We start from the raw sequence: 26548 nt of genomic DNA on the forward strand, positions 1-26548 counted from the left end.
AGCGCCTACTCATACTCTGGGGCAGAAGATGCCGAGGATCTGCCGGCAATTGTCGCGGTTGATCAGGCCGGGTGGCGCCTGTGGCTTCGGCGGCGGATTGTCGCCGTCCCAAATCAGATTGGCGACGTTTCCCTGGCCCGGGTAGACGTACCAATAGGTGTGGCAGATGTTCCAGTCCCACACCACTGGATCGGTGATGTGATTGCCGGTATGCGGCGCCTCATCGCCGGGGCACCAGTGACACGGCCCACCTTCTTGATCGCATCCGGGCCAAGGGTCTGCGATGGCGGCGGCCGCGAACGTCAACCCTGACAGACCCAGTCCGGCCGATACGAGCATAGTCGTCGCCAACTTCGAAATCCGGTTCATTGCTTGGGGCTTTCGTTCGACTCGCCGGTGGGCGCCTTGGTGTAGCGCGTGATGAAGCCGAAGGCCGCGACGGCGGCGATGGCGCCGACCACACCCCAGAACACAATCCCGAAGACCAGTGAGCCGAACAGGAAGTCGTAGGTCATCGCGAGGTAGAGAGACCAGATGACGCGGTAGATTGACCAAAAGGCGACCAGACCGCACGCGATGCCGATGAACAAACTGGGTTGGCGGTCAACGCGATTGATCTGTTGCTCGATGCTCGCGGGGAGAATTTTCACTGTCGTATTCCTTTCCTTGGGCGCCGATCTGTCGGCGGGCAATACGCAGTGTGCTGGGTGGGACCGCTCTGGGCATATGCGGAATTTGCCCCATATTCCAGTGCTGACGTCGACGCACGGCAGATATGGGGCAAATTCCGCATATCCCCGCGCCGCCCTGTCGGTGCACCGTGGATCTCATGGAAGAAGCAGTCGACATGAGCCTCGGTGACGGCTCTGTCTCACACAGGTTCGTGGCGTCCTCGGTGGCTTACTCGCCCGCCTGGGAGCGCTGGAGCGGCCCGCGAGTGAACAAGTACTCAATGGCGGCATTTGTGGTGTTCGTCGCGCTCGTCGTGCTGGTGCAGTTGGGTCCCATGTGGGGCCTGCACGTGCGATTACCGCATGTCAACCCGGTCGTCTGGCTATGCATGCCACCCGCAATGGTGGTGTTCAGTGCCGGTATCGGCGGCTATCTCTTCTTGCGTTCGCGCCGCAAGTACGTCATCACCGTGACGAAAGACGGGATCACCATCGATCGGCGGCCGGGTGACGTCTATTCCTTTGCAGATGCGCGGCTGGGGCTATGGGTCGAGAACGGGGTGGCGCTTCATCTGCGACACGGTCGTCACCGCTTTCTTCTCGGTGGGCGCGACCGCCGACTGAGCCCGACGACACCGCTCAGCGCGGAGCCCGTCCAGCTTGTCGACGCCTGGCTGCCTGAACCAGACTTCGACGCGCTTCTTTCCCTGGACGCTCGGTGGAGCGGCGCTGTCGCCGACGGGGCACATATCAGATGTCTGCTGTTCCCCAATCCGCTGTTGATCCAAAGTTGGGGACCGTTCGCATTCCGAAAGACGCAGCGCCTGATGCAAACACGCACAGAGCCGCAACTGTTCATCGACGTCGACGGCGTCGGCATCCGGGTGATCGACCCGAAAACCAACGCACTGACCGCTGCGGCCCCGTGCTCACAGGTCACCGCCACACCGGTGATCTACCACCTCGCAGGCGGGCATGCGTTCCCGTCGGCGCAGAATGTCGCGAGTGATGCTGCGGGCCAATACTTTTCCACTATGCCCGCAATGACCCTGTCTGTTCCTGGCATGCCACCCCTGACCGTCGGGTGTCACGACTTCAGCGGGCTGGGGCGGCGATTCTCATGGCTGGGCTCTGTGCCGATCACCAATGATCCACCGCCGTATACCGTATCGGCGGCCGATTGGCTGACGCTGGTCGAGAAGTGCGGCTTGACCCCGCATCTGGAAGACACGGCGAAATAGGGACCTGGCTCAGTGGCCCGCGTTGCGCGCCAGTTCGACGGCGAACTGGGTCACGAAATTCCCGGCGGGCGGGTCGCCGCGGTTGCACGAGCCGTCGGACTCGCCGGGACGTTTGATCCACAGGTATGCGTCGGCGTGCGCGCCCGCGGTCGCGGTAGTGGGTGGAGTGCCCAGTGCGCGGCCGTCGGGGTTGCACCAGTCGAGCGCGGAGCTGGGCGCCGGTCCCGCGCCGTTGCGCGACGTGTCGATCACGTAGTGCGAACCGTTGGTGAGCCCCGAAATCGCTTCGCCATAACCGATTTCGTCGTCGGTGGTGAAGAAGTTCGCGGTGTTGAGGCTGAAGCCGCGCGCCTGCGCCACCCCCGCCTGGTTGAGCCTCGCGGCCATGTCGTCGGCGCTGTGCCAACGTAGGTGTCCCGCGTCGATGTAGACGGCCGCGGCCGGATTGCGGGTCAGTGTCTCGACGGCGTAGCGGATCAGGTCGTAGCGTTCCTGACGCTGATCACCTGAGAGGCAGTCGGCCATCGCGAGCGCATCGGGTTCGACGATGACCGCCGCCGGCGACCCGCCGATGTCGGCTGCGATGCCGTCGACCCAGCCCTTGTACTCGGCGGCCGACGCGAAACCACCGGCGGCAAAGCTGCCGCAGTCACGGTGCGGAATTCCATAGAGCGCGAACACCGGCATGGCGCCCGCGGCCTGAGCGTCACCCACGTACTTCGCGACCGTCGCTGCCGATGAACCCGGGACGAGCCAGTACGCCTGCGGTGTGTTGGCGATCGCGGTCAGCTCGGGACTCGGCGGGTCGGCCTTCTGCGCGGCGCGCATGGCCGCCGACGTGGGGTTGACGTAGAACGTCGCACCTGCCAATGGGTTTCCGTCGTCGGCGGCCAACCGAACGCTCGGTGCAGGCGTCGGGGCGGCCTGCAGGCCCAGGCCGGCGACGGCCACCACGGTCAGGAAGGGAGCTATCCACCGCGCGACCGCGCCAACAGCTGACATCACCCCGGAAAAATTAGTGCCTGGCGGGACCAGGCGCCAATCGCCGCTGCCGACCGGGGGTTATGCCTTGCCGAGTACCACCTGCGTCGTCTGGGCCGCCCCGGATTCGTCAACGTAACTCAACGAAACCGTGTCCCCTGGTGCCTTCGAACGAACCGCGGCCACCAGAGCCTCGGGACCGTCGATCACCTGATCGTCGACCTTGGTGATCACCGCGCCGCTCGGGATGCCGGCGGCCGCCGCGGGACCACCATCGACGACCTCACCGATTGCCGCCCCGCCGCCCTTCACACCATCGCTGCTGAGTCGAACGCCCAGCGAGCCGTGGCTGGCGGTGCCGGTCGATACGAGCTCGTCGGCGATGCGTTTGGCCTGATCGGACGGAATCGCGAAGCCCAGCCCGATCGACCCGCTCTGGCCGCCGCCTGCTCCGCCGTCGCCTCCGCCCATGCTCGCGATCGCGGAGTTCACCCCGATCAGTTCGCCGTTCATGTTCACCAGCGCGCCGCCGGAATTGCCAGGGTTGATCGCCGCGTCGGTCTGGATGGCATCGATCACCGAGACGTCGCCGCCGCTGCCGTCGCCTGCGGCGACCGGCCGGTTGAGCGCGCTGACGATGCCGTTGGTCACGGTCCCCTGCAGACCCAGCGGCGACCCGATCGCCACCACTTGCTCACCGACCTTCACATCCTTGGACGATCCGATGGCGATGGGCGTCAGCCCCGACACTCCTTGCGCACGCACCACGGCGAGGTCCCCGCTGGGATCGGTACCGACGACGGTGAACGGTGCCGTCTGGCCATTGGCGAAGGTGACGGTCTTGGTGATGCCGCCATCGCCGGTGGAGTCGGAAAGGGCATGCTCGGCTCCCTGACCGGCGTCCGCCGCCGGAGCCACCACGTGGTTGTTGGTCAGGATCAGGCCGTCAGCGCTCAACACGATGCCCGAACCGGTGTCGCCTTGACCGCCCATGTCGATCTGCAGCTTGACGACACTGGGCATCACTTTGGCCGCGACCTGTTCAACCGAGCCGGCGGGCGCCTTTGCGGCAGGCTGCGGGGTCAACGGCGCTTGGGCGATCGGCGGCTTGGTGGCCGGCCTGTCGTGGGCCAGCGACACGGCCCCCATGGTGGCCGCACCGAGTCCGCCGCCGACCACCGCAACGACCGCCGCGCCTGCGATCATGGCGCCGCGGCGAGAACCTTTCGACCGAATCTTCGGAATCGGCGCCGTGATCGCTTGGTGTGCCGCGTGATACGGGTCATACGGCTGATGGGCGTAGCGATAGTCGTAACGCAGATGTGAAGGAATGTAGGGCTGTGGGTTCGGGTTGGCCTGTCCCGCAGGCTGACTCGGATACGGCTGTTCTTCGGGCCGATCCGTGGGATAGCGCGGAGGGTTGGTCATCGTGTTCCGTTCTCTGTGAATCGTGAATCAGCCCAGTGGCTTAAGCACAAGGTGCCCGCGATTGCTGAGACGGAACTGAGAGCCTGCTCAGGAGAGGCCGAGACTTTGCTCCTCGGCACGCCGGTGCACTGCGGCCGTCAGCCGCGCAATTCGGCGACGCATCAAGAACATGGCCGCCGCCTCGAAGATTGCGAACAAGACGAACATTGCGGTCGACATCCAATCGTGTTCGAGGCTCTGCAGCACCGCAAGTAACGCGAACACCCCTACGCCCGTCAGCGCCCACTTGTTCGACTGGCGGCTGGTCGCCAGCCAGCCTTGCCATTCGGCAGGCTCGATTTGCGTCGGCAGTTCGCCGGTCCGCAATGCGCGTGAGTACGTAAGCGCCTGATCTATCGATCCGTACGTGCGGCGCATGCGTTGGTCCCCGAGTACGACCCCGACGGCGCCGGCGAGCATGCCGGCGATCGTCGCGATCAGCAGTCGGCCGATGAGCGGTAGATGGGTCTCGCTCGCGGGGCCGGAAAAGGTCAAGTAGGACATCACTCCGAAGATTGCGGCCGACGACAGTACGCCGATGATGAGCGCGCGAACTGCGGCAGGCAGCCGATAGAACCGGGTTTGCATTGGGGGTCTCCTCAAGGTCTCTCGTGCGAGCCGTGGGTGGCCGCACTGGTATGTGCGCGCAGACCACCGTCTGGAGACACTTTTTGGCCGGCGTCGCATCGCACGGCTGTCGAAATTCGAGTAGTGCACTACGCAAGCATTCGTAAGCCGTCGCCGCTTAACGTCGCAGCGCACGACCCGTACCTGCTAGTCGCCTGTGAACCGATTGGCCGTTAGTTGCGTATGAACATAAAAGCCCGACGCGGCCTCGGTCGGCCGGGCCGCCGCGCGAGCTTCGAGAGACGATCGACCCCCAGGTTGGAGACCCCATGTCTGTGACGGCTGAGTTCGATTGGAACGTCGTTGGCGACGCCGAGTTGGTCGGTGCCGCCGCAGCTGGCGAGAGGGCGGCGTTCGCCGAGATCTACGACCGTTACGCCACCCGTCTTTACGACTTCTGCATCGGCATGGTCGGTGACCGCGACGCGGCCGACTGCGTGCAAGAAGCGTTCTACAACGCGGCTGTCGACCTTCCGAAACTGCGTGATCCCGACAAGCTTCGGCCCTGGCTCTACACCATCGCCCGACACCAGGCGCTGCGCACGTTGCGTGCGCGCCGGCGCGAGACGGTGTCCGACGAATTCCCTGACGCACCGGCCACCGACATCGGTCCCGACACGTTGGCGGCGCGCAACGAGCTCGCGTCGTTGGTGGCCCAGGCAGAGGGCGGGCTGTCGCAGCGCGACCGCGAGGTGCTGGATCTGGCCTACCGGCACGGCCTGAGCAACGCGGAAATCGCCGAGACGCTAGGTGTCAGTAGCGCATCGGCCAAGAAGATGGTGCAGCGGTTGCGCGACACCGTCCAACAGTCCCTGGGTGCGCTGCTGGTGGCGCGCCAAGCCGCTACCGGCCAGAACCGCTGCGCGGACCTTGCGACGACCATCGCGGGTTGGGACGGGCAGTTCACCATCCTGGTGCGCAAGCGCGTCTCCCGACACATCGCGTCGTGCGCACACTGCGGCGAGCATCGGGGCAGGCTGGTCAACCCGAAGGCGCTGCTCGGGGCGGCACCGGCACTGATCCCCGCACCGGCATGGCTGCGTGAGCAGACGCTGAACACTGCACCGCATCTTCCATCGGGCACCGCAGTTACCGCCGCCGCGGCGGGCCACGCGGTGAAGCACGTCTCCGGCCGACTCTTGGCGCTGACCGGGCGCGTCACGCTGGTGGCCGCGGCGGTGGTCGCCGTGCCCGCAGCGATATGGGGTTTGACGACCGGTGCGCCCGCACCTCGCGACACGCAGATCACGCCGGCCACTTCCGTCGTGGTCCAGCCTGCCGCACCGGCATTCACTCCGTCGCAACGGTCCACCGCTACGCTGACGCCCAAAACCGTTGCAACCGAACCGAATACGTCGATCCAGCCCTCCTCAGGCCCGGTGCACACGGACATTCCCAATTCCCAAAACCCCGGTAATCCGCCCATCGAGCAGGCGCCCCCACCGCGTGAAACCACCGCTGCGGCGCCCTCGAGTTCGCCGACCGTGACGCGAACCAGTCACGCGGCACCCGCATCGGTGGCGCCGAGAGCTCCTGCCTCCACGCGCCAACGCGCACCGCAACAGCCCCCCGCCAAGCACTGCGCCGACGGCAGCACCGTGGACAGCGGCCAGTCCTGCCCTACCCCGCTGGCGCCTGCCACCCCGCAGTGTCCACATGTGGCCGTGCCGGGCAACCCGGTCTGCGGGCGGACAACGGAGGGCAACTGAACCGGAAATACGGTCGCGGAAAAAGTGTCCCCGCTGACGTCCCAGCGTGTCCTTACCCACGACTGCCGCCCACCCGGGGCGGCGATCGACGTGGGAAACGGAGCATCACATGGATATCGACAAGTACGCGAACATCGCCTTTCTCGTCGTGTTCGGCGGGGCCATGGTCCTGGTCGTCTACGGGACTCTGGTCAAGAACAAATGGGGCATCAATCTGCGCCGCGTCTCATGCCCGAACTGCGGAACGGCGATGGGGCAACTGCGGGTGCCGAAGTCGGCTCAGCAGGCGATGTGGGGCGGCCATACCTGCCCCAACTGCCAATGCGAGATGGACAAGTGGGGCCGCCGAATCGCCATCGAGAACACCTGAATCCCGGTCTCGCCGGTCGTACGCTCGGGACGATGCCGGACAACTCTGAGATTCGCTTCCTCCGCCTCGGCGCCAGTCGACTGGCGTACGAGGTGCGTGGCGACGGTCCACCACTCGTCGCCCCGGCGTGGTGGGTGAGCCATCTCGAGCTCGACTGGCAGAGCCCGGGCGTTCGGCAGTTCTGGCAGGGGGTAGCGGAGAGCCACACACTGATCCGCTATGACCGTCTCGGTGTCGGCATGTCGGATCGCACGCTGCGAACTTCCGACCTGACCCTGGAGGGCGAAGTCGCGACACTGCGCGCACTGCTCGACGAGCTCGGCCTCGATCGCGTGACGCTCGTCGGCGGATCATCCGGAACCTGCACCGCGGTGGCATTCGCCGCGACGTTTCCCGAGCGTGTGGAGCGACTGGTGCTGTACGGCTCCTATCCCCATGGCGACGTGCTGACGCCTCCCGGCGTATCCGACGCGATCGTCGCGGCGGTTCGCGCGCATTGGGGACTCGGGTCGCGCATGCTCAGCGACTTGTTTCTCGGCGGCGCCGATTCGGTAGCACACGAACGCTTCGCCCGGTTGCAGCGCGAGTCGGCCAGCGCGGAGACTGCCGCCGCTCTGCTCGGTCTGGTGTATCGCCTCGACGTGCGCGCTCACCTGCCATTGGTCCACCAGCCGACGACGGTGGTGCATCGCCGCGACGATCGTGCCGTGCCCTACAAGCTGGGCCGTGACGTCGCCGCCGCGATACCAAACGCGACATTCGTTCCGCTGCAAGGAAACTCGCACTTCCCTTGGCACGGTGATGTGGATTCGGTCGTGCGCGCGTTTCGGCAAGCGTTGACACCGCAGCAACCGACTGCGCGCGGTGCCGGCGAGCCAGAACCGGTGCTGCTCTCCGGTCGCGAGCGCGAGATCCTCGCCTGCGTTGCGCGCGGGCTCGGCGACCGCGAGATCGCAGAGCAGCTGGTGCTCAGCCCGCACACCGTTCACCGCCACGTCGCGAATATCCGCCGCAAACTCGGTCGCACATCACGCACGGCCGCCGTCGCCGAGGCCGCACGGCTCGGGCTGTTGTGAGATGGCCGAAACCGGCCATCTGCGAAGGATGGCCGCGATGGGCGATGCTCGCAGCACCGCGCTGCTCGTAGATTCTCGGCATGACAGACGTCGCCCCTGCCCAACCCATCGTCCAACCCCACGCCAGTGCTTCCTACGCGGCGTGGCTGCGGGTCATGGCGGTGCTGTACAACCCGTTCGTCTGGCTGGGCGAGTTGATAGGCATGCGGCGCCGCCGTCGCGACCTTGTCGCAGCAGCGCACGGGGTCGTCGTCGAAATCGGTGCGGGCACCGGGCTGAACGTCGCGCACTATCCCGCCGCGGTTGACGAGCTCATCCTCACTGAGCCAGAACCCGGGATGCGACGAAAGCTTGCCCGGCTTCTCGAGCGGAAGGCGCCCGATGCCCGGATCGTTGACGCCCCCGCGGAACGCCTGCCGTTGGGTGATGCCAGCGTCGACACCGTCGTCTCCACGCTCGTGCTGTGCACCGTGGACGACCCCGCGGGAGCGCTTCGCGAAATCGCCCGCGTACTGCGCCCGGGCGGGCAGTTGCTGTTCATCGAACACGTGCGCGCGAGCTCACGGTTCCTCGCCGCATGCCAGGACCTTCTCCTCAAACCGTGGCGCGGCTTCGCAGGTGGGTGCGTCTGTAACCGCTCGACCCTCGAGCTGATGCGCGCCTGCGGCTTCACCGTCGAGTCCGACAACGCGGTGTGGCATGGGATGCCCGCGATCGTGCACCCGCTCATCGTCGGGCGAGCGACTCACTGACCGGACGGTGATGTCCGCGCGTTAGTGTCTTTCGATCGGCTTCAGCGAACAAGCCGACGGAAGAGTTGAGCAATTCATGACGGCACCAACAGAAACTTCGCCGCTCGAAGCGCGGGTGGGCCACTACTACCAGATGGACGGCACCTACCTGGTCGGGCGCGAGAAGTTGCGCGAGTACGCCCGTGCTGTGCAGGACTACCACCCGGCACATTGGGACGTCGCCGCCGCCGCAAAGCTGGGCTATTCAGACGTCATCGCGCCCCTGACGTTCACGTCGGCGCCGGGCATGCAGTGCAATCGCCGGATGTTCGAGCAGATTGTCGTCGGCTACGACACCTACCTGCAGACCGAGGAAGTCTTCGAGCAGCACCGCCCGATCGTGGCAGGCGATGAATTGACCATCGACGTCGAACTGACGTCGGTCCGCAGGACCGCAGGCAGAGACTTCATCACCGTCACCAACACGTTCACCGACACCACGGGCGAGCGGGTGCACACCCTGCACACCACCGTCGTCGGTGTCACCGCCGAGGACATCGACTCGGAAGTCAAAACGGCCGTGCAGAACGCGATGATGCACGACATGAACATCCTCGACATCGCCGGACTCGACGACGAGTACGAAAAGGAGGTGCGACCGGAGGGCGAGATCCGCATCGCCGACGGCGGCACCACCCGCACGCCCGGTACGCCGGCCTTCGAGGATGTGCAGGTCGGCGACGCGCTTCCTGCACACCACACCCGGCTGTCCCGCGGCGACCTGGTCAACTACGCCGGCGTGGCCGGTGACGCCAACCCGATTCACTGGGACGAACACATCGCCAAGCTTGCCGGGCTGCCCGACGTGATCGCCCACGGAATGCTGACCATGGGCTTGGGTGCCGGCTACGCCTCCGCGTGGTCGGGCGATCCCGGTGCGGCCACCCGGTACACGGTGCGGTTGTCGGCGCCCGCGGTCGTCTCGGCCGCCGAGGGCACCGACATCGAGTTCAGCGGGCGGATCAAGGCACTGGATCCGGCCACCCGCAGCGGGGTCGTCATCATCGGCGCGAAGGCCGGTGGCAAGAAGATCTTCGGCATGGCGACGTTGGACGTCCGCTTCCGCTGAGAGGGCTACTGCCAACGGCCGTGCAAGGCGTCAGTAGCGTGACAGCCGTGAATGCCATCCGGATGTCTTCTGTCGCTGTCCTTGCCTGCGCCACGACGCTCGTCATGACGTTGTCCGCATGTGGTTCCGACAAGGAGACCCCATCGGCAAGCACGTCGTCGTCACCGGCCTCGGACGTGTTCACACCACCCTCATTCGCGCAAACCGCGACCGGAGACGCGGGCTGCCCGTCCGCAGCACCTGCCAACGCTGCGCCGGAGTGGACGCTGCCGGGAGCGACCGGAAGCGTCGCCGTCACCGGGGCCACCGACTCGGCGGCGCCGCGGATCCAGGTCACCGCACCGTTCAGCGTCACCGAGACCCAGGTGCACACGCTGAAGGCCGGCGACGGACCGGTCGTCGCGGCCACCGCGAAGGTGTTCGTCTGCTACATGGGCGTCAACGGACGCGACGGCTCGGTGTTCGACAGCACCTACGAACGAGGCGCCCCCATCGACTTTTCGTTGCAGGGCGTGGTGCCCGGGTTCCAGAAGGCGATCGCAGGGCAGAAGGTCGGCTCCACTGTCGCCGTCGCAATGACGTCCGCCGACGGCTATCCGGAGGGCCAACCGAGCGCGGGCATCCAGCCGGGCGACACCCTCATCTTCGCGATCAAAATCCTGGACGCTTCGTAGCCTCGCGTTGGACAATTAGTTCATATAACGTTTTGACGGAGCGCAGGACTACAGGAGCGGCACGTGGATCTCGGAGGCTGGGGTGATCTCACGATCCTCGCTGCCGTGATGGAAATGGTCTTTGCCACTTGTGTATTCGTGTACTTCGGTCGGTTGGAGAAGCGCACCTCCCATCCGTTGGGAGAAACGGTGGGCGCCCACAAAGAGGTGCTGGCCAAGCTCCGCAAGGGCGAACCGATGTCCCAGGACGAAGTGGACTATGCGACCGAACTGGTGGCCGATGCTCGCTCACCACTGGCGTACGCGATACCCGCGGCTCTGTTCACCATGGGCTTCTTCTACGTGGTCGGCTGTCTGTTCATGCTTCACCTCGATGGTGGTCATCCCTCTTTCCGAACGTTCATCGGCGGCATCCCGATGTTGACCTCGATGAACATCGCCGCCCAACTGCGCAGGGTGGCAGGGCTCAAAGGCCGCTTGAGCCGGGTGTCGGTGTCGTCGACCGACCCGTCCAACGAGCTCAATCCTGTTGGTAGCGCCTGACTTTCATCTCTAGGTTCGGCGGGCCGGACGCTGGCGCACGTTCAACGGCCACCAGAACCACCGCCCCAGCAGTGCCGCGACGGCCGGAGTCATGAACGAGCGCACGATCAGCGTGTCGAACAGCAGACCGAGCGCGATCGTGGTGCCGATCTGACCGAGAATGCGCAAGTCGGCGAAGATGAATGAGGCCATGGTGGCTGCGAACACCAGACCTGCGGCCGTCACCACCGCGCCTGACCCGGCCATCGCCCGAATGATGCCGGTGTTCAACCCTGCGCCGATCTCCTCCTTGAACCGGGAGATCAACAACAGGTTGTAGTCCGAACCGACCGCCAACAGCAGGATGACGGCCAGCGCCAACACAATCCAGAACAGCTCGATACCAAAGATGTCCTGCCAGATCAGCACGGAAAGCCCGAACGAGGCACCCAACGACAGCGCGACGGTGCCCACGATAACCAACGCGGCGACGAGGCTTCGGGTAATGAACATCATGACGAGCAAGATGAGGCTGAGCGCCGCGATCCCTGCGATCAGCAGATCGTATTTGGCGCCGTCCTGGATGTCCTTGTAGGTGGCTGCGGTGCCTGCGATGAAGATCTTCGACCCCGCAAGCGGCGTCCCCTTGACGGCTTCCTGCGCGGCATGCCTGATCGCATCGATATGCGAAATGCCTTGGGGCGTAGCCGGATCACCTTCGTGCGTGATGATCATTCTGGCAGCTTTGCCGTCCGGCGACAGGAACAACTTGAGCCCGCGCTGGAATTCCGGGTTGGTGAACGCCTCCGGCGGTAGGTAGAACGAGTCGTCTGTTTTCGACGCGTCGTAGGCCTGGCCAAGGGCGGTCGAGTTCTGCAGTGCCGCCTCGGTCTGGTCGTTGATGCCCGACGTGGTGGCGTAGTTGGTCAGTGTCAAGTCGCGGTTGGTCTGCTGACTAGCGATCTGTGGTGGGATGAGCGCGAGCAGCTTGGGCTGCAGCGCGTCGAGCTTGGTGATGCTCGCCGAGACATTGCTCAGTTGGTCGGTCAGCGCGTCGATGCCGTCGAGGGCGTCGAACAGAGACCGCAGTGCCCAGCAGGCTGGGATGTCGTAACAGTGTGGCTCCCAATAGAAGTAGTTGCGCAGGGGCCGGAAGAAGTCGTCGAAGTTGGCGATCTTGTCACGCAGGTCTTGGGCGGTGGCGACGGTGTCCTTGAACGCCTGGGTCTGCTCGTCGGTGATGGCGGCCGATTGCTGCTGAAGCGCAAGCTGTTGTCGCAGAATGTCTATCGAGTTGTTGATCACGTCGACCTGCTTGAGCAGATCGGCGCCGCGGGCCTGCTGGAAGGGCAGGCTGTTGAGTTGAGCGGCGCTGCCCGCACTGATCTGGAACGGTATCGACGTGTGATCCAACGGCGTGCCGAGTGGCCGGGTGATCGACTGGACCTGCGCTATGCCGTCGGTGTGGAAGACCGCCTTGGCGACGCGTTCCAGCAGGATCATGTCGGTGGAATTGCGCAGATCATGGTTGGCCTCGACCATCAGCAGTTCGGGGTTCAGCCGGGCCTGCGAGAAGTGGCGTTCTGCCGCCGCGTAACCGACATTGGCTGGTGCCCCGGCCGGCATGTAGCCGCGGGCGTCGTAGCTCGTCTTGTAGTTCGGCAAGGCGATCAGACCGATGAGGGCGACGGCGACCGTCGCCATCAGGACGGGCACGGGCCACCGAACGATCACCGTGCCGATGCGTCGCCACCCCCGGGTCTGCAATCGCCGGGTGGGCTCGAACAGACCGAAGTGCCGGCCGATCATCAACAGGGCGGGCGCCAGGGTCAACGCCGCGATCACCGCGACAAGCACACCGATGCCCGCGGGAACACCGAGGCTGTTGAAATACGGGAGGCGGGTGAACATCAGACACAACACGGCGCCCGCGATCGTCAGGCCTGAGCCCAAGATGATGTGCGCGGTGCCGTGGTACATCGTGTTGAACGCCGACACGCGGTCCTGCCCGAGGTAACGCTCCTCGTGGAAGCGGCCGAGGATGAAGATCGCATAGTCGGTTCCGGCCGCGATGACCAGCAGCGTCAGCAGATTGGTCGAGTACGTCGACAGCTGGATGATGCCCGCGTTCGCAAGCACAGCGACGACGCCGCGCGACGCGGTCAACTCGATCATCACGGTGAAGATCACAAGGAACACCGTGGTGAGACGACGGAACAGCGAAAACAGCATCACGGCGATGACGCCGATGGTGATCAGCGTGGTTTTCAGGGTGCCGTGCCGGCCCACCTCGAACTGATCGGTGACCAGCGGCGCGGCGCCGGTGACATAGGCCTTGACGCCCGGCGGCGGCGTGGTGTGGTTGACGATGTTGCGCACCGAATCGACCGATTCGTTGGCCAGTGACTCGCCTTGGTTGCCCGCGAGGTAGATCTGCACCAGCGCGGCCTTGCCGTCTGAGCTCTGCGAGCCGGCCGCTGTCAGCGGATCGCCCCAGAAGTTCTGGATGTGCTGGACGTGCTTGGTGTCCTGCTGGAGCTTCTCGATGAGGCCGTCGTAGTAGCGGTGGGCTTCGGCGCCGAGTGGCTGGTCGCCCTCCAGCACGATCATGGCCGAACTGTCGGAATCGAATTCGCCGAACACCTTGCCGATACGCTTGGCGGCCACCAACGACGGCGAGTCCTGTGGGCTCAACGACACGTTGTGCGCTTCGGCGACTGTCTCCAACTGCGGCACAAACACATTCGTCACCACCGCAAGTCCGAGCCAGAACAGCGCGATGAGCACCGCGTACCGGCGGATGAAGTCAGGAACCCGGTGCGGCGTCATCCGGACTTGTCCAAGCAATAGGTGAAGGCGTTGTGGGTGTTGATGGTTCTTTCGTCCTTGACGACGTCGTCGATCTTGATCCGGCAGCCGAGCGAGTTGCTGTTGCCCTGGGCGGAGACGTTGACGAAGACGGCAGGCTGGGTGGTGGTCGTGTCATAAGACCAGGGCAGCGTCGCGGCGTCGGCGCGTTGGGGTTGTGCGTTGACGTCCAGGTAGGTGATGGTCGCGACCGTGCCGGCCGGGCCGAAGACCTCCATGACCACGTGCTTGGGGTTGAACGGGACGATCTCGTTCGCGGACCCGCTAGGGGTGGAGGTGACATCCTTGGAGCCGAAGATGCCGTTCAGCCGATACACAGCAAAACCTGCGACCGCGACGACCAGCACCGCCACCAGCACCATCCACCGTCGCAACAGCCGGCTTCCGATCGAAACCCGTTGCATCCGTGACCTTTCAAGCGCGGTGACCAGCCTTGGCATAGCGAGAATCTAGTAGGGCGGCTAATCAACTAGGTTGACGGTACGACACGGTTTCGGACTCCACAACACCGGGCTGGGGCCTTCGAGGTAGGCGATTTGGCACGGCGTCATTGGCGGGGATGACATCGACGTGAATGGGTACTTGGACTCGAAGAGAACCGGCTGCGATTGGGGAAAATCCTGTGAAGGTGCTGATAACAGGCGGGACCGGATTCGTCGGCGCATGGACCGCCAAGGCCGTGGCCGACGCCGGTCATTCGGTGCGGTTTCTGGTCCGGAAACCTGCGCGGCTGCAGACGAGCGTCGCGCGGCTAGGCGTCGACACCACCGACCACACGGTCGGGGACATCGGCGACGCGGGCTCCACCGCGGCGGCTTTGGATGGGTGTGACGCCGTGATCCATTGCGCGGCAATGGTCTCCACCGATCCGGGGCAAGCGGACACGATGCTGCGAACCAACCTCGACGGCGGGCGCAACGTCCTCGGCGCCGCGGCCGAGCGCGGGCTGGATCCGATTGTGCACGTGTCAAGCTTCAGCGCACTCTTTCGGCCGGGCCTCGATGTGCTGCACGCCGACCTTCCCGTCGTCGGCGGACGCGACGGTTACGGCCGTTCGAAGGCAGTGCTCGAGGCGTACGCGCGCGGTCTGCAGGACGCCGGCGCTCCGGTGGCGATCACCTATCCGGGCATGGTGCTCGGGCCTCCAGCGGGTGACCAGTTCGGTGAGGCGGCCGAGGGTGTGCAGGCGGCGGTTCAGATGCGGGGGTTGCCGGGACGCGGCGGTGGTTGGCTTGTCGTCGACGTCCGTGATGTCGCCGCGCTGCATGCCGCTTTGCTGACCCCGGGCAAGGGCCCTCGCCGGTACATGGCAGGCGGGCGGCGGATTGGAGTCGCCGAGCTCGCGTCGATGATCGGTTCGGCGGCCAACCGCTCGCTGCGCGTGTACCCGCTGCCGGATACGGTGCTACGTGGTATCGGTGAGCTGACCGACGTGGTGGGACGCTTCCTGCCGTTGGATACAGCAGTGAGCGCGGCGGCGATGCAGTATTTCACCCAGATGCCGCAGTCAGACGACACACCCAGCACCGCGGAGCTCGGCGTCAACTACCGAGATCCGCGAGATACGTTGCGCGATACGGTTTCTGGACTGCGCGAGCTCGGCAGGCTCTGAGTCCGGCTACCACTCGAGCCCGCCGTGCCCGCGAGAGGCATTGCGCTATACGGGTTCTGAATTACCGGAGGTCGGCAGACTACAAGTGAACGGTTAGACCTGGCCGAGCGGTCGACAGGCGTTGGACACCGGATTCCAGTACTGTCCGTCCCCGCAGTTCGGCGGGAACGGCGCCAACGGCGGCCTGCACACATTGGCGACCGGATCCCACCAGTCGCCGTTCTGGCAGCCCAACGGAACCGGGCCCACCGGCGGCTGACAGACGTCGGCGACCGGGTCCCACCACTCCCCGTTCTGACAATCGAGCGGTTGCGCCGAGCCTGCCGCCGGGAGAACCAGCGACAGCGCGGCGATCGGTGCAAAAGCGGCGGTGAGGATCGCCGCACGACAAATGAGCTTTCCCATGAGCTGAGCCTGCCCCATGCAGGGCCTTCTCAAACCGCTGCCAAGAATCCACCAAGTGCCAGTCCTCAGCATTGGTCTAGACGAAAGGAAACCCGATGACCAGGAACGCCAGCCGACTGGCACTCACCGCGGTAGCAGCCGTCATGCTGACCGCCGGGTGCACATCACAGGCGGGTTCGACTGCGGCACAGCATAGTTCGACGACAGCGCCGGCCCCGACGACGGCTGCCCCCAGTGTCGCCGCGGTGCAGCTCGCCGACTTGCTGTCAGCGCCTGTTCCAGAGCTGTGTGAGCACGAACCGGGCAATCTTGTGAACGGACAGCTGCCCAATCAGGATCCCCATAACGGGCAGGTCCGGGTTGCCAGGAAGGGGTATCCGGACGGTGACTACTGGGTCGCGTTCGGTGACCTGACCGGTGATGGCGTCGAGGACGGCGCGCTGGTCACTGAGTGCAGCGCAGGCGGCGTTCCATGGGCGGCCACCGTACAGCTCTACGCCGGTGGGCCCACGCGGCTGGGCGGCGTGGACTTGAGCGACCTGACTCACGGACGCGAAGTGGTGACCGGGTTGTCGATCGCCGACGGGATCGCGCACGTGTCGTGGCTGACCCAGGGTCCAGATGACCCGGAATGCTGCGGCACCGTGCGCATGACAGCAGATCTGCGCTGGGACGGCTCGAGAGTCGTGACGGAGAACGTCCAGCGAATCAACTGAACTGCGCTGCGTGGTCCAGCGAAATGGTTCCACGCCGTGGGCGGATGAACCACAATGTGTTCTTTCGCTCGGCCTAGGAACTACCTGGCAGGACCACCGTGGCACATGATGTGATCGCTTTCGACATCACGCTGGATCACTCATGTGCCGACGTCTGGGGCATCCTGGAGGCGCCCGACGGGTATCCGCGATACTTTCGCGGCCTCGGGTCGTGCGAAGAGGTTGCCGGCAAAGGCCTGCACTTCGAGGTCCGGCTGGCCACCCCTCGCGGCGCCGTGATGGTTCACGAGATGCGGCAGACGCTCCGCCGGTCGAACCTGCTGATGTGGCTCCACTCAACCCAGGTGAGTGATTCCTTCGTGTCGATTCGCCTGACGCCCGAAAAGGGCGGCACCCGGATCGCGCTGAAGATCTTCGGCGTCGGACTGCTGCATCCCGACCTCGAAAAGGTCAGCGACGGCGCCATCCGGAACTGGCTCAAGGAAGGGCTGCTACGGGTTTCGGACTACCTCGAAGGCAAGCAGTCGTCAGTTCTGGTCAATATGGGAGACGGGCGTTCACTGCAGCTCAGCGTCATGAAGACGATGATCGCGAGCGGTGTCGTGCGTGCGTCGCGACCGGATCGTGGCCTGCGACAGCTCAATTCGCTTGCCAAGTGGGGCTTCACGCTTGCCGGCGGCCTCGGGGCGGCCGCCGCGCGGTCACCGCGCAACATAGCGTCGATCGATCGGTACGGCACGTCGACCTACGCGGACATGGCCGAACGCACCACACGCCTGGCGTCGGGCCTCACTGCGGGGGGCTTCACCAGCGACAGTAAGTTCGCGGTCCTCGCGCGCAATCATTGCGCGATGGTCGAGTGCATGGTGGCTTCGAGCAAGCTGGGTGCGGACCTGTTGTTGCTCAACACCGGCCTTTCGGCGCACACGATCGAATTGATCATTGCGAACAACGCGGTCGACGCGATATTCGTCGACGACGACTTCGAACCTCTGGTCCGTTATCTCCCTGCAGAGCTTCCGCGGATCTCGACGCACCCTGATTCGCTTGTCTCGCAGTGGCGTTCGATCGACGATGTCATCTCCGCGGGCGCAGGCGCAACGGTGGCGCCGCCGAAACAGCCCGGCAGGCTCATCGTTCTCACCTCGGGTACCACCGGCACGCCCAAGGGTGCACGCCGGCCAACACCTCCGGGCTTCGGCGCAATCGCCGCGATGTTGTCGCGGATGCCGCTACATCGCGACGAGGTGATGATGCTGTCTGCGCCGCTGTTCCACGCCTGGGGCCTGGCCGCACTGCAAGTGAGCACGCCGCTACTCGCGACCGTGGTGCTGATGGAACGGTTCGACGCCGAAGAATGCCTCAAAACCATTGCGCTGCATCGCTGCACCGTGCTGATCTTGGTTCCGGTCATGTTGCAGCGCATTCTCGAGTTGCCCGCCGAGGTGATCGATCGCTACGACACGTCATCGCTGCGGGTGGTCGCCAGCAGCGGGTCGCCGATTCCCGGTGCGGCCGTCGTCAAGTTCATGGACACCTTCGGCGACATTCTGTACAACTTCTACGGGTCCACCGAGGTGTCGTGGGCGACGATCGCCGATCCAACCGACCTGCGCCTTGCGCCCACGACCGCCGGTCGACCACCGCTGGGCACTCGCATCGCCATTCTCGGTCAGAACGGCGATCCCGTGCCGGTCGGTGCCGTCGGCCGCATCTTCGTCGGCAACGACATGCTGTTCGACGGCTACACCAATGCGGCGTCGCCCGCCATCGAAGACCAGCTGATGGACACCGGGGATCTCGGGTACCTCGACGCCAGCGGTCGGCTTTTCGTCGCCGGACGCGACGACGAGATGATCATCTCCGGCGGAGAGAACGTCTTTCCGCGGCCTGTCGAGGAAGCCATCGCCGCCCTGCCACAGGTCGTCGAGGCGGCAGTGGTCGGCGTTCCCGATCCGGAGTTCGGTCAACGCCTCGCCGCGTTCGTCGTCCGCGCCGAAGGGGCGTCGCTGGATGAAGCGATGGTCAAGAACTTCGTCCGAAACCGCCTGAGCCGCTTCTCGATTCCGCGCGACGTCACGTTCGTCAGTCAGCTGCCGCGCACCGCGACGGGAAAAGTGTTGAAGCGTCATCTGACCGACGGCCAGTTCCCGCTGGAGACAGGCTGGCCCGGCTAGCGCGGTCAGGGGGTCGACGCTGACGAACGCCGCAGTCCGCCGGGGATGAAGACGAGCGCAAGTACGGCGACCATCAAATACAGAGCGGCCGCACCGATGGCGGTGACGTGAAACCCAGCAAGGAAGCCGGGCGCGTCGGGTTGGCCTGCGATCGCTCCGGCGACGGCGATACCGATCGCTCCACCCGCCTGGCGCGATGTGTTGTTGATGGCCGAAGCCAAACCGGCACGCTCCGATGGAACCGTGCTGATCGCAGCGGACACGACTGCAGGCGTCAAGATTCCGAGGCCAATACCCCAAAGCAAGAACGCGGGAAGCAGCAGCGCATAGGTCGATCGCGGTTGCGCCAGCGCCAGGAGGCCGAGGCCGGCGGCGGCGATGACGAGACCCGCGCCGGCGGGCAGTCGCGGACCGATGCGGCTCGTCAGCCGCCCCGCGAGCGGAGCGAGGATGGCCAGCGGAGCAAAGAGGGGGACGATGAACAGTCCGGCGACCAGCGCCGAACGGCCTTGAACCGTCTGCAGATACAGCGTCAGAACGAACAGCATCCCGAGCGTGCACAGGTTCATCGTCGCAGCCGCGACATTGGCCACCGTGAACACCGGGCGCCGGAACAACGCCAGCGGCAACATCGCGTCATCACCCCGTGCACGCTCGACGACGACGAACCCGACGAGCAACACCACCGCGGCGACCGCCGCGCCGATCACCTCAGCGGACCGTGCGCCGGAATGCCCTGCGCCAATGAACGCGAAGGTGATCGCCGCCAGGGCCAGCACACCTAAGACGACGCCAACCACATCGAGGCTTCTTCCCTGCCGATCCGTGCTCTCCTTTACCAGGATCGCCGCCGCGACGACCGCCAACACCACGATCGGTACGTTGATGAGAAATATTGCGCGCCAACCGAAGCCGGCGATCAGCGCTCCTCCCAGCAGCGGGCCGGCGGGCAAGGCCAAGCTTCCGATTCCTGCCCAAATCCCGATCGCTTTGGCCTGCTCGCGGCCTTCACCAAACGCATGCGTGATGATCGCGAGCGTGCCCGGTAGCAGCAGCGCGGCACCGACACCCTGGAACACCCGCGCGCTGACAAGCACCGCCACGTCAGGGGCGACGGCACAAGCCAAGGACGCGACGCCGAACACCACCAGTCCGCACAACACGACGCGTTTATGTCCGTGTAGGTCGCCGACCGTGCCGCCGGCGAGCATCAGCGATGCGAGAGCCAACGCGTAGCCGTCGACCACCCATTGCAGTCCGCTCACCGATGCCCCGAGCCCCGATGCGATCGACGGGAGAGCGACATTGACGATGGTCACGTCGAGCAGCACCAGGAAATATCCGGCGCACATCACCACCAGCACGGCATACGGCGATACGTCTCTCGGCCTGAACAGTGATCTCAGCGGTGTCGATGAAATTTGTGACATCCCTTCCCCTCAACAGTTGGTTCTGGCTGGCGGGCGAGGCGCGTCGGGTCAGTAGCCGCTGAGCAGTGTGCGCAGGCGACCCAGCGCGACTGGTCCGACGGTGCTGCAGACGCGGCTGGGGTCTGCCGGCCGGCGTCCCCACAACAGCAGTACCCGCGCTGCGCGGTCGGTTTCGATCGTCGCAGCGCCCTCGGCAGGTTCAAGCGCGATGGAAGATTCCTGCGCGTCGGCGGTGATGACCACGTCGGGGTCGCCGTTCACCCTGATTCTGGATTCGATGCGGTCAGCGCCCAGTGCCGCCAGTCGTTCGAGTCCTCTTTTGAGCAGTGGGAGGCCGACGGCGTGCACACTGTGTTCGGTCATCCACGGCTCGCCCAGCCGTGCCTGTGCACCCGGCTGGTCACCCGTGATGTCCCAGCCATGCAGCACGAGCTCCTCACGCATGTGTTCGGCGAACCACGCCGGCTTCATGGTGCGGCCAGTCCAAGCGACGTCAGTGTCGTCGGGCAGGTCTTCGGCCGCCTCCGCGGCTCGGCCTAGCCGGGCCATCTGTGCGGCGAATGCCGACCACAGGTCGGTGTCGTTCATCGCCCGATAGCGCGCTTCGCGCTGCTCGAATGCACGGGTCTGGACGGGCGCGCCGGACAGGTGGCCTTCGAGGACTCGCGCCAGTTCTTCGGCGTTGCCGGTTTGATGGATGACGATGTCGCGAACGGTCCAGGCTTCACACCACGTCCCGGCGTCGGGTCGGCGGCGCTGAACTGCTTCGGCGAACGGCGCCCATTCCGGGAAACGATCCCCGTCCACATGATGATCGGTCGACGAAGTATTCATGAGTCCATGGTCAACGCGGAATGATTCGATCGGCGTCGAACCATTGCCGGTGCCTTAGCCCATACCGTCGTTCAGTCCGGCCAGATGCCTTCGAGCATGACAAGAGGCTCCACGCCGGGTCCGGCGCTTCGAAACCAACTGCGGCCGCTGAGCTTCCAGATCCAATGCCCGTTGGCTGCGTACAGCGTCACGTGGGTGCCATCGAAACTCAACCCGACGTCGGGATTCGCTTGGCTGTGCTCCAGGACATGACGGGCGAACCACATGATCGGCGGCGCGTGCTCCACACACAGCCGCTCGCCCTCACGGCGAAACCGTACTTCGCCGAACGACGGCGGCGGGTCGCCGGCGTGCATCTCCGCGCTCATAGCCAGCATTCGTTGCCCGCACAGTCGCGGATGGGTTCGTATGCCTGGTTGTGACAGGTTGGCCGATGCTGTTACCGCGGCGCGCGTCGCGCACCGCTTTGATCACCGCGGCGCCGGTGACCGCACTTTGCACCAGCACCCGAGTCACTGCTCGCACAACGTCCACATTGGCCTCACGATCGCGTTCCGATACAGACCATTCGGAGCCGACACTTCATTGGATGGGTTAGCGCCCGATTCAACGGCTGACGCAATTGATCAAAGCTGCCAGGCCTTCGGTCAGTACGCGCCGAACACCACTGCGACGTTGTTGCCGCCGATTCCCAGGGAATTGCTCAGCGCAAAGCCGAGATTGGCACGTCGCGCACCGTCGGTGACGACGTCGAGGTCGATTTCGGGATCGAGATTCTTCAGATTCAGCGTGGGCGGCACGACGCCGTCGCGCAGGGCCTGCACAGTCAGCACGGCCTCCACCGCCCCTGCGGCTCCCAGCGAGTGCCCCAACGCCGCCTTCGGCGCATACACCGCAGGCATGTGGCCGCCGAGCGCGCGTCTGATGGCGCGGGCTTCGGCAAGGTCGCCGATCACGGTTCCGGCGGCGTGCGCGTTGACATGGTCGATGTCCGATGGCGCCAACCCGGCCAGATCTAGTGCACGGACGATGGCGTCGGCGGCGCGCTCCCCGTCGGGCTCTGGCGTGAGAGCGTCGTGACCGTCGGAGGTGATGGCGCCGCCCAGCATGCGGGCCAGGATGGGCGCACCGCGGGCCTTTGCGTGTTGCTCGGTCTCGAGCAGCAGCAGCGCGCCGGCCTCGCCGAACACCATGCCGTCGCGGTCCTGATCGAACGGTCGGCACGCGCCCGGCGGGTCGTCGTTGTTGGTCGACAACATCCCCAGATGCGAGAACGCCGCAACCGGAACGGGCTCGATACCGGTTTCCACACCGCCACAGATCGCGATGTCGGCGTCGCCGAACACTATGGTCCGCCACGCCTGGACAAGGGCTGCGGAACCCGAGGCGTCGGCCAACATCGGGCTGAGGATTCCCGCCTTGGCGCCACGGTCGAGTCCCACCGCGGCCGCGGGCGCGTTTGGCATGTGCATCTGCACCGAAAGCGGATTGGCCGCGCGCATGCCGCGGGCCAGAAAATCGTCGTAGAGCAACACAAGCGCCTCGGTAGACCCCTGCGCATGCCCGATCGACACCATCAGCCGGGCGGTGTCGACATCAGGGGAGTTCGCCGTCTCCCACAGCCGGCGACTGAGCACCACCGCCATCTTCTGCATGTACGACAATCGACGAATCTCGATGCGGGTCAGGTGCTCGTCGAACGTTTCGCGAAGTTGGCCGCCGATGCGCACCGGGGAGTCGAACTGGTCGACGAACTCTTTGTCCAGCTCTCGGATGCCGCTTTCTCCCGCCAGCAGGCGCTGCCAGCTGTTCTCCGCGTCGGGTGCCAGAGCGGTGCTCGAGACCACCGCCGTGACCACGACATCGGGTAGGCCCTGACCCGTTCTCACCGCAGCCATACCTGCCTGATCCTCCGTTTACTCGCGCGGTCCGCTTCGGGCGCCCTCCTGCTCGCGCGTCTGCTGCCTGCGGCGATGAAGGGAGCATTCGCTGTTCCAACAGGAGGGTCCCCGCCGAGATTCCGGCCGGGAGCCGACGCTGACCACCCGGACGTACATGGGACGGCCGCACTCACACATCTCGCCCGTGTACTCGTTGCGTCTGGACATCGCTGCCGCCCTTGCTCGGTCGTCTCGGCGTCTCGCTGGCCTAGGAGACGAAGTTCGCCGCGGTCATACCCCGGTCGGCCCCGTGGCAAACGCCGTTGCGACAACGCGGCCGACTTCGGCGAGCAGGTGAAGGAACCAGCTGACCGTCCTCCAATTCGGCTCCTCGGCTAAGCAATTGACGCCAATCGCGGAGCCCAGCGCGAAGAAGATAGCCGTACTAAGATAAAGCGACATGAGATCGGCCCCATCGAAGAGCCGCGCGCGCGGACGATTTGTCGCTTGGATGCTCTGCTTTGCCACCGCGCCTGTGTTGGCCCTGACATGCGTCGTGCCACCGGCCTCCGCGGCTTCGTCATGTCCGGACATCGAAGTAGTGTTCGCCCGCGGTACGAACGAGCCACCAGGTGTTGGTAGGACAGGGCAGACGTTCGTTGATGCGTTGCGGACTCTTGTCGGATCCAAGTCGATCGATGTTCATCCCGTGAGCTACCCAGCCTCAGACCAGTGGGCGACCGGTCTCGACGGCATCAAAGACGCAGGCGCCCATGTGGTTTCGATGGCCACCACCTGCCCGAAGACGAAGATGGTGCTCGGTGGCTTCTCCCAGGGCGCGGCGGTGATGGGATTCGTGACGTCAGCTTCGGTGCCTGCTGGCGTGGATCCTGCGACGGTTCCCAAACCGCTGCAGCCCGAGGTCGCAGACCATGTCGCAGCAGTCGTGCTCTTCGGGCTGCCCAACGACCGAGCGATGAATTTCCTCGGCCAGCCGCCAGTGGCGATCGGTTCGTTGTATCAGCCCAAGACGGCGAAGCTCTGCGCGCCTGAAGACCCCGTGTGCTCGGACGGGCTCAACTTCGCCATGCACAACCCGGACGCGTACGACGGAGACCTGACCAACCAAGGCGCGGCCTTCGCCGCCAGTCGGCTCACCTAGCGCGAGAACGCCCGCTCAATTTCCGAGCAGCTTTCGCCTGCGCTCCTCGTACTGGACTTCGGTGATCTCGCCGCGTTCGCGTAGCTGCATCAGCTCCGTCAGCCGGTCCACCGGGCTGCGTGACTCTTCCTGCAGCCATTGCTCGCGCATCGCGAAAGTGGCCTGCTGCGCGGCATTTCGCCTCTCGACGGAAGGATCGAAAACCACCTTGCGCTGGTCGGCCGGGTCATAGAGAACGGGGATCAACGTATCGGCCCACGGTCGATCTGTGTCATAGAGCCACGCGTCGATGCGGGCGTCGAAGGCGGGTCCCGCCGCAGGTTCAACGCGCACGCTGATGGTCCACAGAGCGGGTGTGGCTTGAACCGGTGGACTCTGATAAAACGCGTCATTGCTCCGGTACAAACCTGACACCTTGCGGTGCGCGAAGAGAACTCTCGCCATCGCGGACTCGCCGCGTCGTCGTAACCTTCGCTCGAGCCGTTTTGCACCGAGGCTGAACACCTTTTGACCTCCGCTCTGGTTGACCGCTTCCACGGTAGGCAGCCCCCACTGCTCGATCTAGTCGGCATCGATTCAGGGTGCGTGTACCGGGGTATCACCCAACGCGGGTGTAGGGCATCGGGGTGATCGTGATGGTTCGCTGGCTTGATCGACTGCAGCGACGAAGTCGCGCGGCGGGATTCGTCATCGCCGTGATCTACAAGCACGTCGACGATCAGGGCAGTTACCTGGCGGCGCTGATCACCTACTACGCGTTCCTGTCGCTGTTTCCCCTGCTCCTACTGTTGACCACCACGCTGGGCGTCGTACTTGCGGGACATCCCGACGTGCAACAACAAGTGCTGACGTCCACACTCCGCCAGTTCCCGGTGATCGGAGATCAGCTCAGCGAACCTCGCAGGCTCAGCGGCGGACCGACCGGGGTGATCGCGGGCATTGCCGTGGCCTTGTACGGCGGTTTGGGAATCGGACAGGCGATCCAGAATGCGATGGATTCGGTGTGGGCCGTGCCGCGCAACATCCGACCAGATCCGCTGCGATCGCGGCTGCGCAGCCTGCTGATGCTCATCGTGCTGGGCTCGGCGGCGGTCGCGTCCACGGTCCTCTCGTCGATCGGGCATGTCACCGACTCGTTCGGGATCCTGTCCAAGGCGGGGCTTGTGCTGGCGGCCGTTGCGATCAACGCGGGGGTCTGCGTAGTGCTGTTCAAGGTGACCACCGCCCGCGAGCTGACGTGGGGTGACGTCCTGCCCGGTGCACTCATCGCTGCCGTCATCTGGCAGCTGTTGCAGTGGTTCGGCGCCGCTTATGTCTCCCACACCGTCAAGACCGCCAGCGCCACCAATAGCGTCTTTGCGCTCGTGCTCGGTCTGCTGGCGTTTCTGTATCTGGTCTCGCTCAGCCTGGTGCTGTGCGCGCAAGTCAACGTGGTTCGCACACAGCGGCTGTATCCGAGGTCGCTGCTGACCCCTTTCACCGACAACGTCGACCTCACCCGTGCCGACCGCAAGACATACACCGGGCGGGCAAAAGCAGAGCGGGCCAAAGGGTTTCAGCACGTCCACGTCACATTCGACGAGCCCGAGAAGAAGCCTCGATCAACCCCACCGGTCGAACACTGACCGGTGGGATCTAGCCGGCAGCGGGAGGCGACACCGCAAGCAGCGTGACGGCCTGTTCAGCGGCCAGCTTGATCGTCGCAGCGGATGCGCCGCCCTTACGTAGTGCCTCCATCCCGCGCAGCACGGCCAGCAGCAAGCTGGCCATCGACTTGGCGTCGGTGTCCGACGGGATGTCGCCGTCGGCTTGGGCGGCACTGATCGTGGCCGTCAGTTCCCGTAGCCAGCCGTCCAAGATCCGTTTGACCTGCTTGGCCACCACCGGGTCCGTGGAGGACAGTTCGGCAGCACTCTTGGCCAGCAGGCAGCCGCGACGGTCGGTATCGGACGCAATGTCGGCGGCCGCGGCCCGCACATGCCCAACCAGACGGTCGTAGGCCGACAGGTCTGGGTTGCGGAGTTCGGCACGGATGCCGTCGAAGGCCTCGGCGCAATACAACTCGAGGCTGCGCAAGAACATACTGCGCTTGTCGCCGAACGCCTTGTAAAAGCTGCCGCGACCCAAACCGGTGGCAGCACTGAGGTCGTCGATACTCGTCGCGGCGTAGCCCTGATCCCAGAACAGGTCGCGACTTGCCTCGATGACCTGAGCTTCATCGAACTTCCGGGGGCGCGCCATACTGTCCACGATACCCATTAACGAC

The 26548-nt window shown here is 65.2% G+C and carries 28 protein-coding genes; 13 read left to right on the forward strand and 15 right to left on the reverse strand.

The genetic code is table 11. The features are described 5' to 3' along the window. Positions 1-9 precede the first annotated feature (9 nt). The gene (locus tag GGC64_RS23390) at positions 10-339 is read right to left on the reverse strand and encodes a hypothetical protein (RefSeq protein WP_192724880.1); all 330 of its coding nucleotides are present in this window, start codon (positions 337-339) and stop codon (positions 10-12) included. A 26-nt stretch (positions 340-365) separates the two neighbouring features. Further along, entirely contained in the window at positions 366-650 is a 285-nt protein-coding gene (locus tag GGC64_RS23395) for a hypothetical protein (protein WP_192724881.1), read from the reverse strand. 179 nt (positions 651-829) lie between these two features. Between GGC64_RS23395 and GGC64_RS23400 the strand changes: the two genes are divergently transcribed. After that, positions 830-1912 carry a hypothetical protein gene (locus tag GGC64_RS23400; RefSeq protein WP_225952148.1) on the forward strand — a complete coding sequence of 361 codons (1083 nt, stop codon included), beginning with the start codon at positions 830-832 and terminating at the stop codon, positions 1910-1912. A 9-nt stretch (positions 1913-1921) separates the two neighbouring features. Here GGC64_RS23400 and GGC64_RS23405 read toward each other — a convergent pair whose 3' ends face one another. From GGC64_RS23405 to GGC64_RS23415, 3 genes are all read right to left on the reverse strand, one after another. Further along, the gene (locus tag GGC64_RS23405) at positions 1922-2914 is read right to left on the reverse strand and encodes a glycoside hydrolase family 6 protein (protein WP_192725261.1); all 993 of its coding nucleotides are present in this window, start codon (positions 2912-2914) and stop codon (positions 1922-1924) included. 60 nt (positions 2915-2974) lie between these two features. Further along, a complete protein-coding gene (locus GGC64_RS23410) occupies positions 2975-4321 on the reverse strand; it encodes a S1C family serine protease (protein ID WP_192724882.1) in 1347 nt (448 codons plus the stop codon). 87 nt (positions 4322-4408) lie between these two features. Further along, a complete protein-coding gene (locus GGC64_RS23415) occupies positions 4409-4948 on the reverse strand; it encodes a hypothetical protein (RefSeq protein WP_192724883.1) in 540 nt (179 codons plus the stop codon). A gap of 308 nt (positions 4949-5256) precedes the next feature. Here GGC64_RS23415 and GGC64_RS23420 point away from each other — a divergent pair, with 308 nt between their 5' ends. From GGC64_RS23420 to GGC64_RS23450, 7 genes are all read left to right on the forward strand, one after another. After that, complete coding sequence (locus GGC64_RS23420; RefSeq protein WP_192724884.1) at positions 5257-6696, forward strand: RNA polymerase sigma factor; 1440 nt, start codon at positions 5257-5259, stop codon at positions 6694-6696. Between the two features lie 109 nt (positions 6697-6805). Next, the gene (locus GGC64_RS23425) at positions 6806-7066 is read left to right on the forward strand and encodes a hypothetical protein (RefSeq protein ID WP_192724885.1); all 261 of its coding nucleotides are present in this window, start codon (positions 6806-6808) and stop codon (positions 7064-7066) included. Positions 7067-7098: 32 nt separating this feature from the next. After that, on the forward strand, positions 7099-8142 hold the full coding sequence (locus GGC64_RS23430; protein WP_192724886.1) for an alpha/beta fold hydrolase: 1044 nt from the start codon (positions 7099-7101) through the stop codon (positions 8140-8142). Positions 8143-8222: 80 nt separating this feature from the next. After that, positions 8223-8894, forward strand: coding sequence for a class I SAM-dependent methyltransferase (locus GGC64_RS23435; RefSeq protein WP_192724887.1), 672 nt, complete (start codon positions 8223-8225; stop codon positions 8892-8894). 76 nt (positions 8895-8970) lie between these two features. Continuing rightward, on the forward strand, positions 8971-10002 hold the full coding sequence (locus tag GGC64_RS23440; protein ID WP_192724888.1) for a fused (3R)-hydroxyacyl-ACP dehydratase subunits HadA/HadB: 1032 nt from the start codon (positions 8971-8973) through the stop codon (positions 10000-10002). A gap of 104 nt (positions 10003-10106) precedes the next feature. Then, positions 10107-10676 (forward strand): FKBP-type peptidyl-prolyl cis-trans isomerase, encoded by a 570-nt coding sequence (locus tag GGC64_RS23445; protein ID WP_370582303.1) that lies wholly within the window; start codon positions 10107-10109, stop codon positions 10674-10676. Positions 10677-10739: 63 nt separating this feature from the next. Continuing rightward, positions 10740-11219, forward strand: coding sequence for a hypothetical protein (locus GGC64_RS23450; protein ID WP_192724889.1), 480 nt, complete (start codon positions 10740-10742; stop codon positions 11217-11219). A 9-nt stretch (positions 11220-11228) separates the two neighbouring features. Here GGC64_RS23450 and GGC64_RS23455 read toward each other — a convergent pair whose 3' ends face one another. Together GGC64_RS23455 and GGC64_RS23460 are read right to left on the reverse strand one after the other, a co-directional pair. Then, positions 11229-14027, reverse strand: coding sequence for an RND family transporter (locus GGC64_RS23455; RefSeq protein WP_192724890.1), 2799 nt, complete (start codon positions 14025-14027; stop codon positions 11229-11231). Beyond that, positions 14024-14470, reverse strand: coding sequence for an MmpS family transport accessory protein (locus tag GGC64_RS23460; RefSeq protein WP_192725263.1), 447 nt, complete (start codon positions 14468-14470; stop codon positions 14024-14026). Before GGC64_RS23460 ends, GGC64_RS23455 begins: the two co-directional genes overlap by 4 nt. A 218-nt stretch (positions 14471-14688) precedes the next feature. Between GGC64_RS23460 and GGC64_RS23465 the strand changes: the two genes are divergently transcribed. After that, a complete protein-coding gene (locus GGC64_RS23465) occupies positions 14689-15678 on the forward strand; it encodes an NAD-dependent epimerase/dehydratase family protein (RefSeq protein WP_192724891.1) in 990 nt (329 codons plus the stop codon). 93 nt (positions 15679-15771) lie between these two features. Here GGC64_RS23465 and GGC64_RS23470 read toward each other — a convergent pair whose 3' ends face one another. Next, the gene (locus GGC64_RS23470) at positions 15772-16083 is read right to left on the reverse strand and encodes a hypothetical protein (RefSeq protein WP_192724892.1); all 312 of its coding nucleotides are present in this window, start codon (positions 16081-16083) and stop codon (positions 15772-15774) included. A 95-nt stretch (positions 16084-16178) separates the two neighbouring features. On the opposite strand from GGC64_RS23470, the gene GGC64_RS23475 reads away from it, so the two are divergent. Together GGC64_RS23475 and GGC64_RS23480 are read left to right on the forward strand one after the other, a co-directional pair. Continuing rightward, positions 16179-16799, forward strand: a complete 621-nt coding sequence (locus GGC64_RS23475) for a hypothetical protein (RefSeq protein WP_192724893.1) — start codon at positions 16179-16181, stop codon at positions 16797-16799. A gap of 98 nt (positions 16800-16897) precedes the next feature. Continuing rightward, positions 16898-18976 carry an AMP-binding protein gene (locus tag GGC64_RS23480; protein WP_192724894.1) on the forward strand — a complete coding sequence of 693 codons (2079 nt, stop codon included), beginning with the start codon at positions 16898-16900 and terminating at the stop codon, positions 18974-18976. Between the two features lie 5 nt (positions 18977-18981). On the opposite strand, the gene GGC64_RS23485 is transcribed toward GGC64_RS23480, so the two are convergent. The 5 genes from GGC64_RS23485 to GGC64_RS23505 form a co-directional block, all read right to left on the reverse strand. Then, positions 18982-20406 carry an MFS transporter gene (locus GGC64_RS23485; RefSeq protein ID WP_225952150.1) on the reverse strand — a complete coding sequence of 475 codons (1425 nt, stop codon included), beginning with the start codon at positions 20404-20406 and terminating at the stop codon, positions 18982-18984. 48 nt (positions 20407-20454) lie between these two features. Next, complete coding sequence (locus GGC64_RS23490; RefSeq protein WP_192724895.1) at positions 20455-21240, reverse strand: maleylpyruvate isomerase N-terminal domain-containing protein; 786 nt, start codon at positions 21238-21240, stop codon at positions 20455-20457. A 71-nt stretch (positions 21241-21311) separates the two neighbouring features. Continuing rightward, positions 21312-21608 carry a hypothetical protein gene (locus GGC64_RS23495; protein WP_225952151.1) on the reverse strand — a complete coding sequence of 99 codons (297 nt, stop codon included), beginning with the start codon at positions 21606-21608 and terminating at the stop codon, positions 21312-21314. Between the two features lie 279 nt (positions 21609-21887). After that, complete coding sequence (locus tag GGC64_RS23500) at positions 21888-23138, reverse strand: KasA/KasB family beta-ketoacyl-ACP synthase (RefSeq protein ID WP_192724896.1); 1251 nt, start codon at positions 23136-23138, stop codon at positions 21888-21890. Positions 23139-23411: 273 nt separating this feature from the next. Then, positions 23412-23714 carry a hypothetical protein gene (locus tag GGC64_RS23505; protein WP_192725283.1) on the reverse strand — a complete coding sequence of 101 codons (303 nt, stop codon included), beginning with the start codon at positions 23712-23714 and terminating at the stop codon, positions 23412-23414. On the opposite strand from GGC64_RS23505, the gene GGC64_RS23510 reads away from it, so the two are divergent. Further along, positions 23632-24282 carry a cutinase family protein gene (locus GGC64_RS23510; protein WP_192725266.1) on the forward strand — a complete coding sequence of 217 codons (651 nt, stop codon included), beginning with the start codon at positions 23632-23634 and terminating at the stop codon, positions 24280-24282. The two genes, GGC64_RS23505 and GGC64_RS23510, sit on opposite strands and share 83 nt — an antisense overlap. A 15-nt stretch (positions 24283-24297) precedes the next feature. Here GGC64_RS23510 and GGC64_RS23515 read toward each other — a convergent pair whose 3' ends face one another. Further along, positions 24298-24615 (reverse strand): SHOCT domain-containing protein, encoded by a 318-nt coding sequence (locus GGC64_RS23515; protein ID WP_192724897.1) that lies wholly within the window; start codon positions 24613-24615, stop codon positions 24298-24300. 302 nt (positions 24616-24917) lie between these two features. Between GGC64_RS23515 and GGC64_RS23520 the strand changes: the two genes are divergently transcribed. After that, positions 24918-25907 carry a YihY/virulence factor BrkB family protein gene (locus GGC64_RS23520; RefSeq protein WP_192724898.1) on the forward strand — a complete coding sequence of 330 codons (990 nt, stop codon included), beginning with the start codon at positions 24918-24920 and terminating at the stop codon, positions 25905-25907. 10 nt (positions 25908-25917) lie between these two features. Here GGC64_RS23520 and GGC64_RS23525 read toward each other — a convergent pair whose 3' ends face one another. Continuing rightward, the gene (locus GGC64_RS23525) at positions 25918-26523 is read right to left on the reverse strand and encodes a TetR/AcrR family transcriptional regulator (protein WP_192724899.1); all 606 of its coding nucleotides are present in this window, start codon (positions 26521-26523) and stop codon (positions 25918-25920) included. Positions 26524-26548: the final 25 nt, after the last annotated feature.

It is taken from the genome of Mycobacterium sp. OAS707 (assembly GCF_014873705.1).
In the GTDB taxonomy this organism is placed as follows: Bacteria; Actinomycetota; Actinomycetes; order Mycobacteriales; family Mycobacteriaceae; genus Mycobacterium.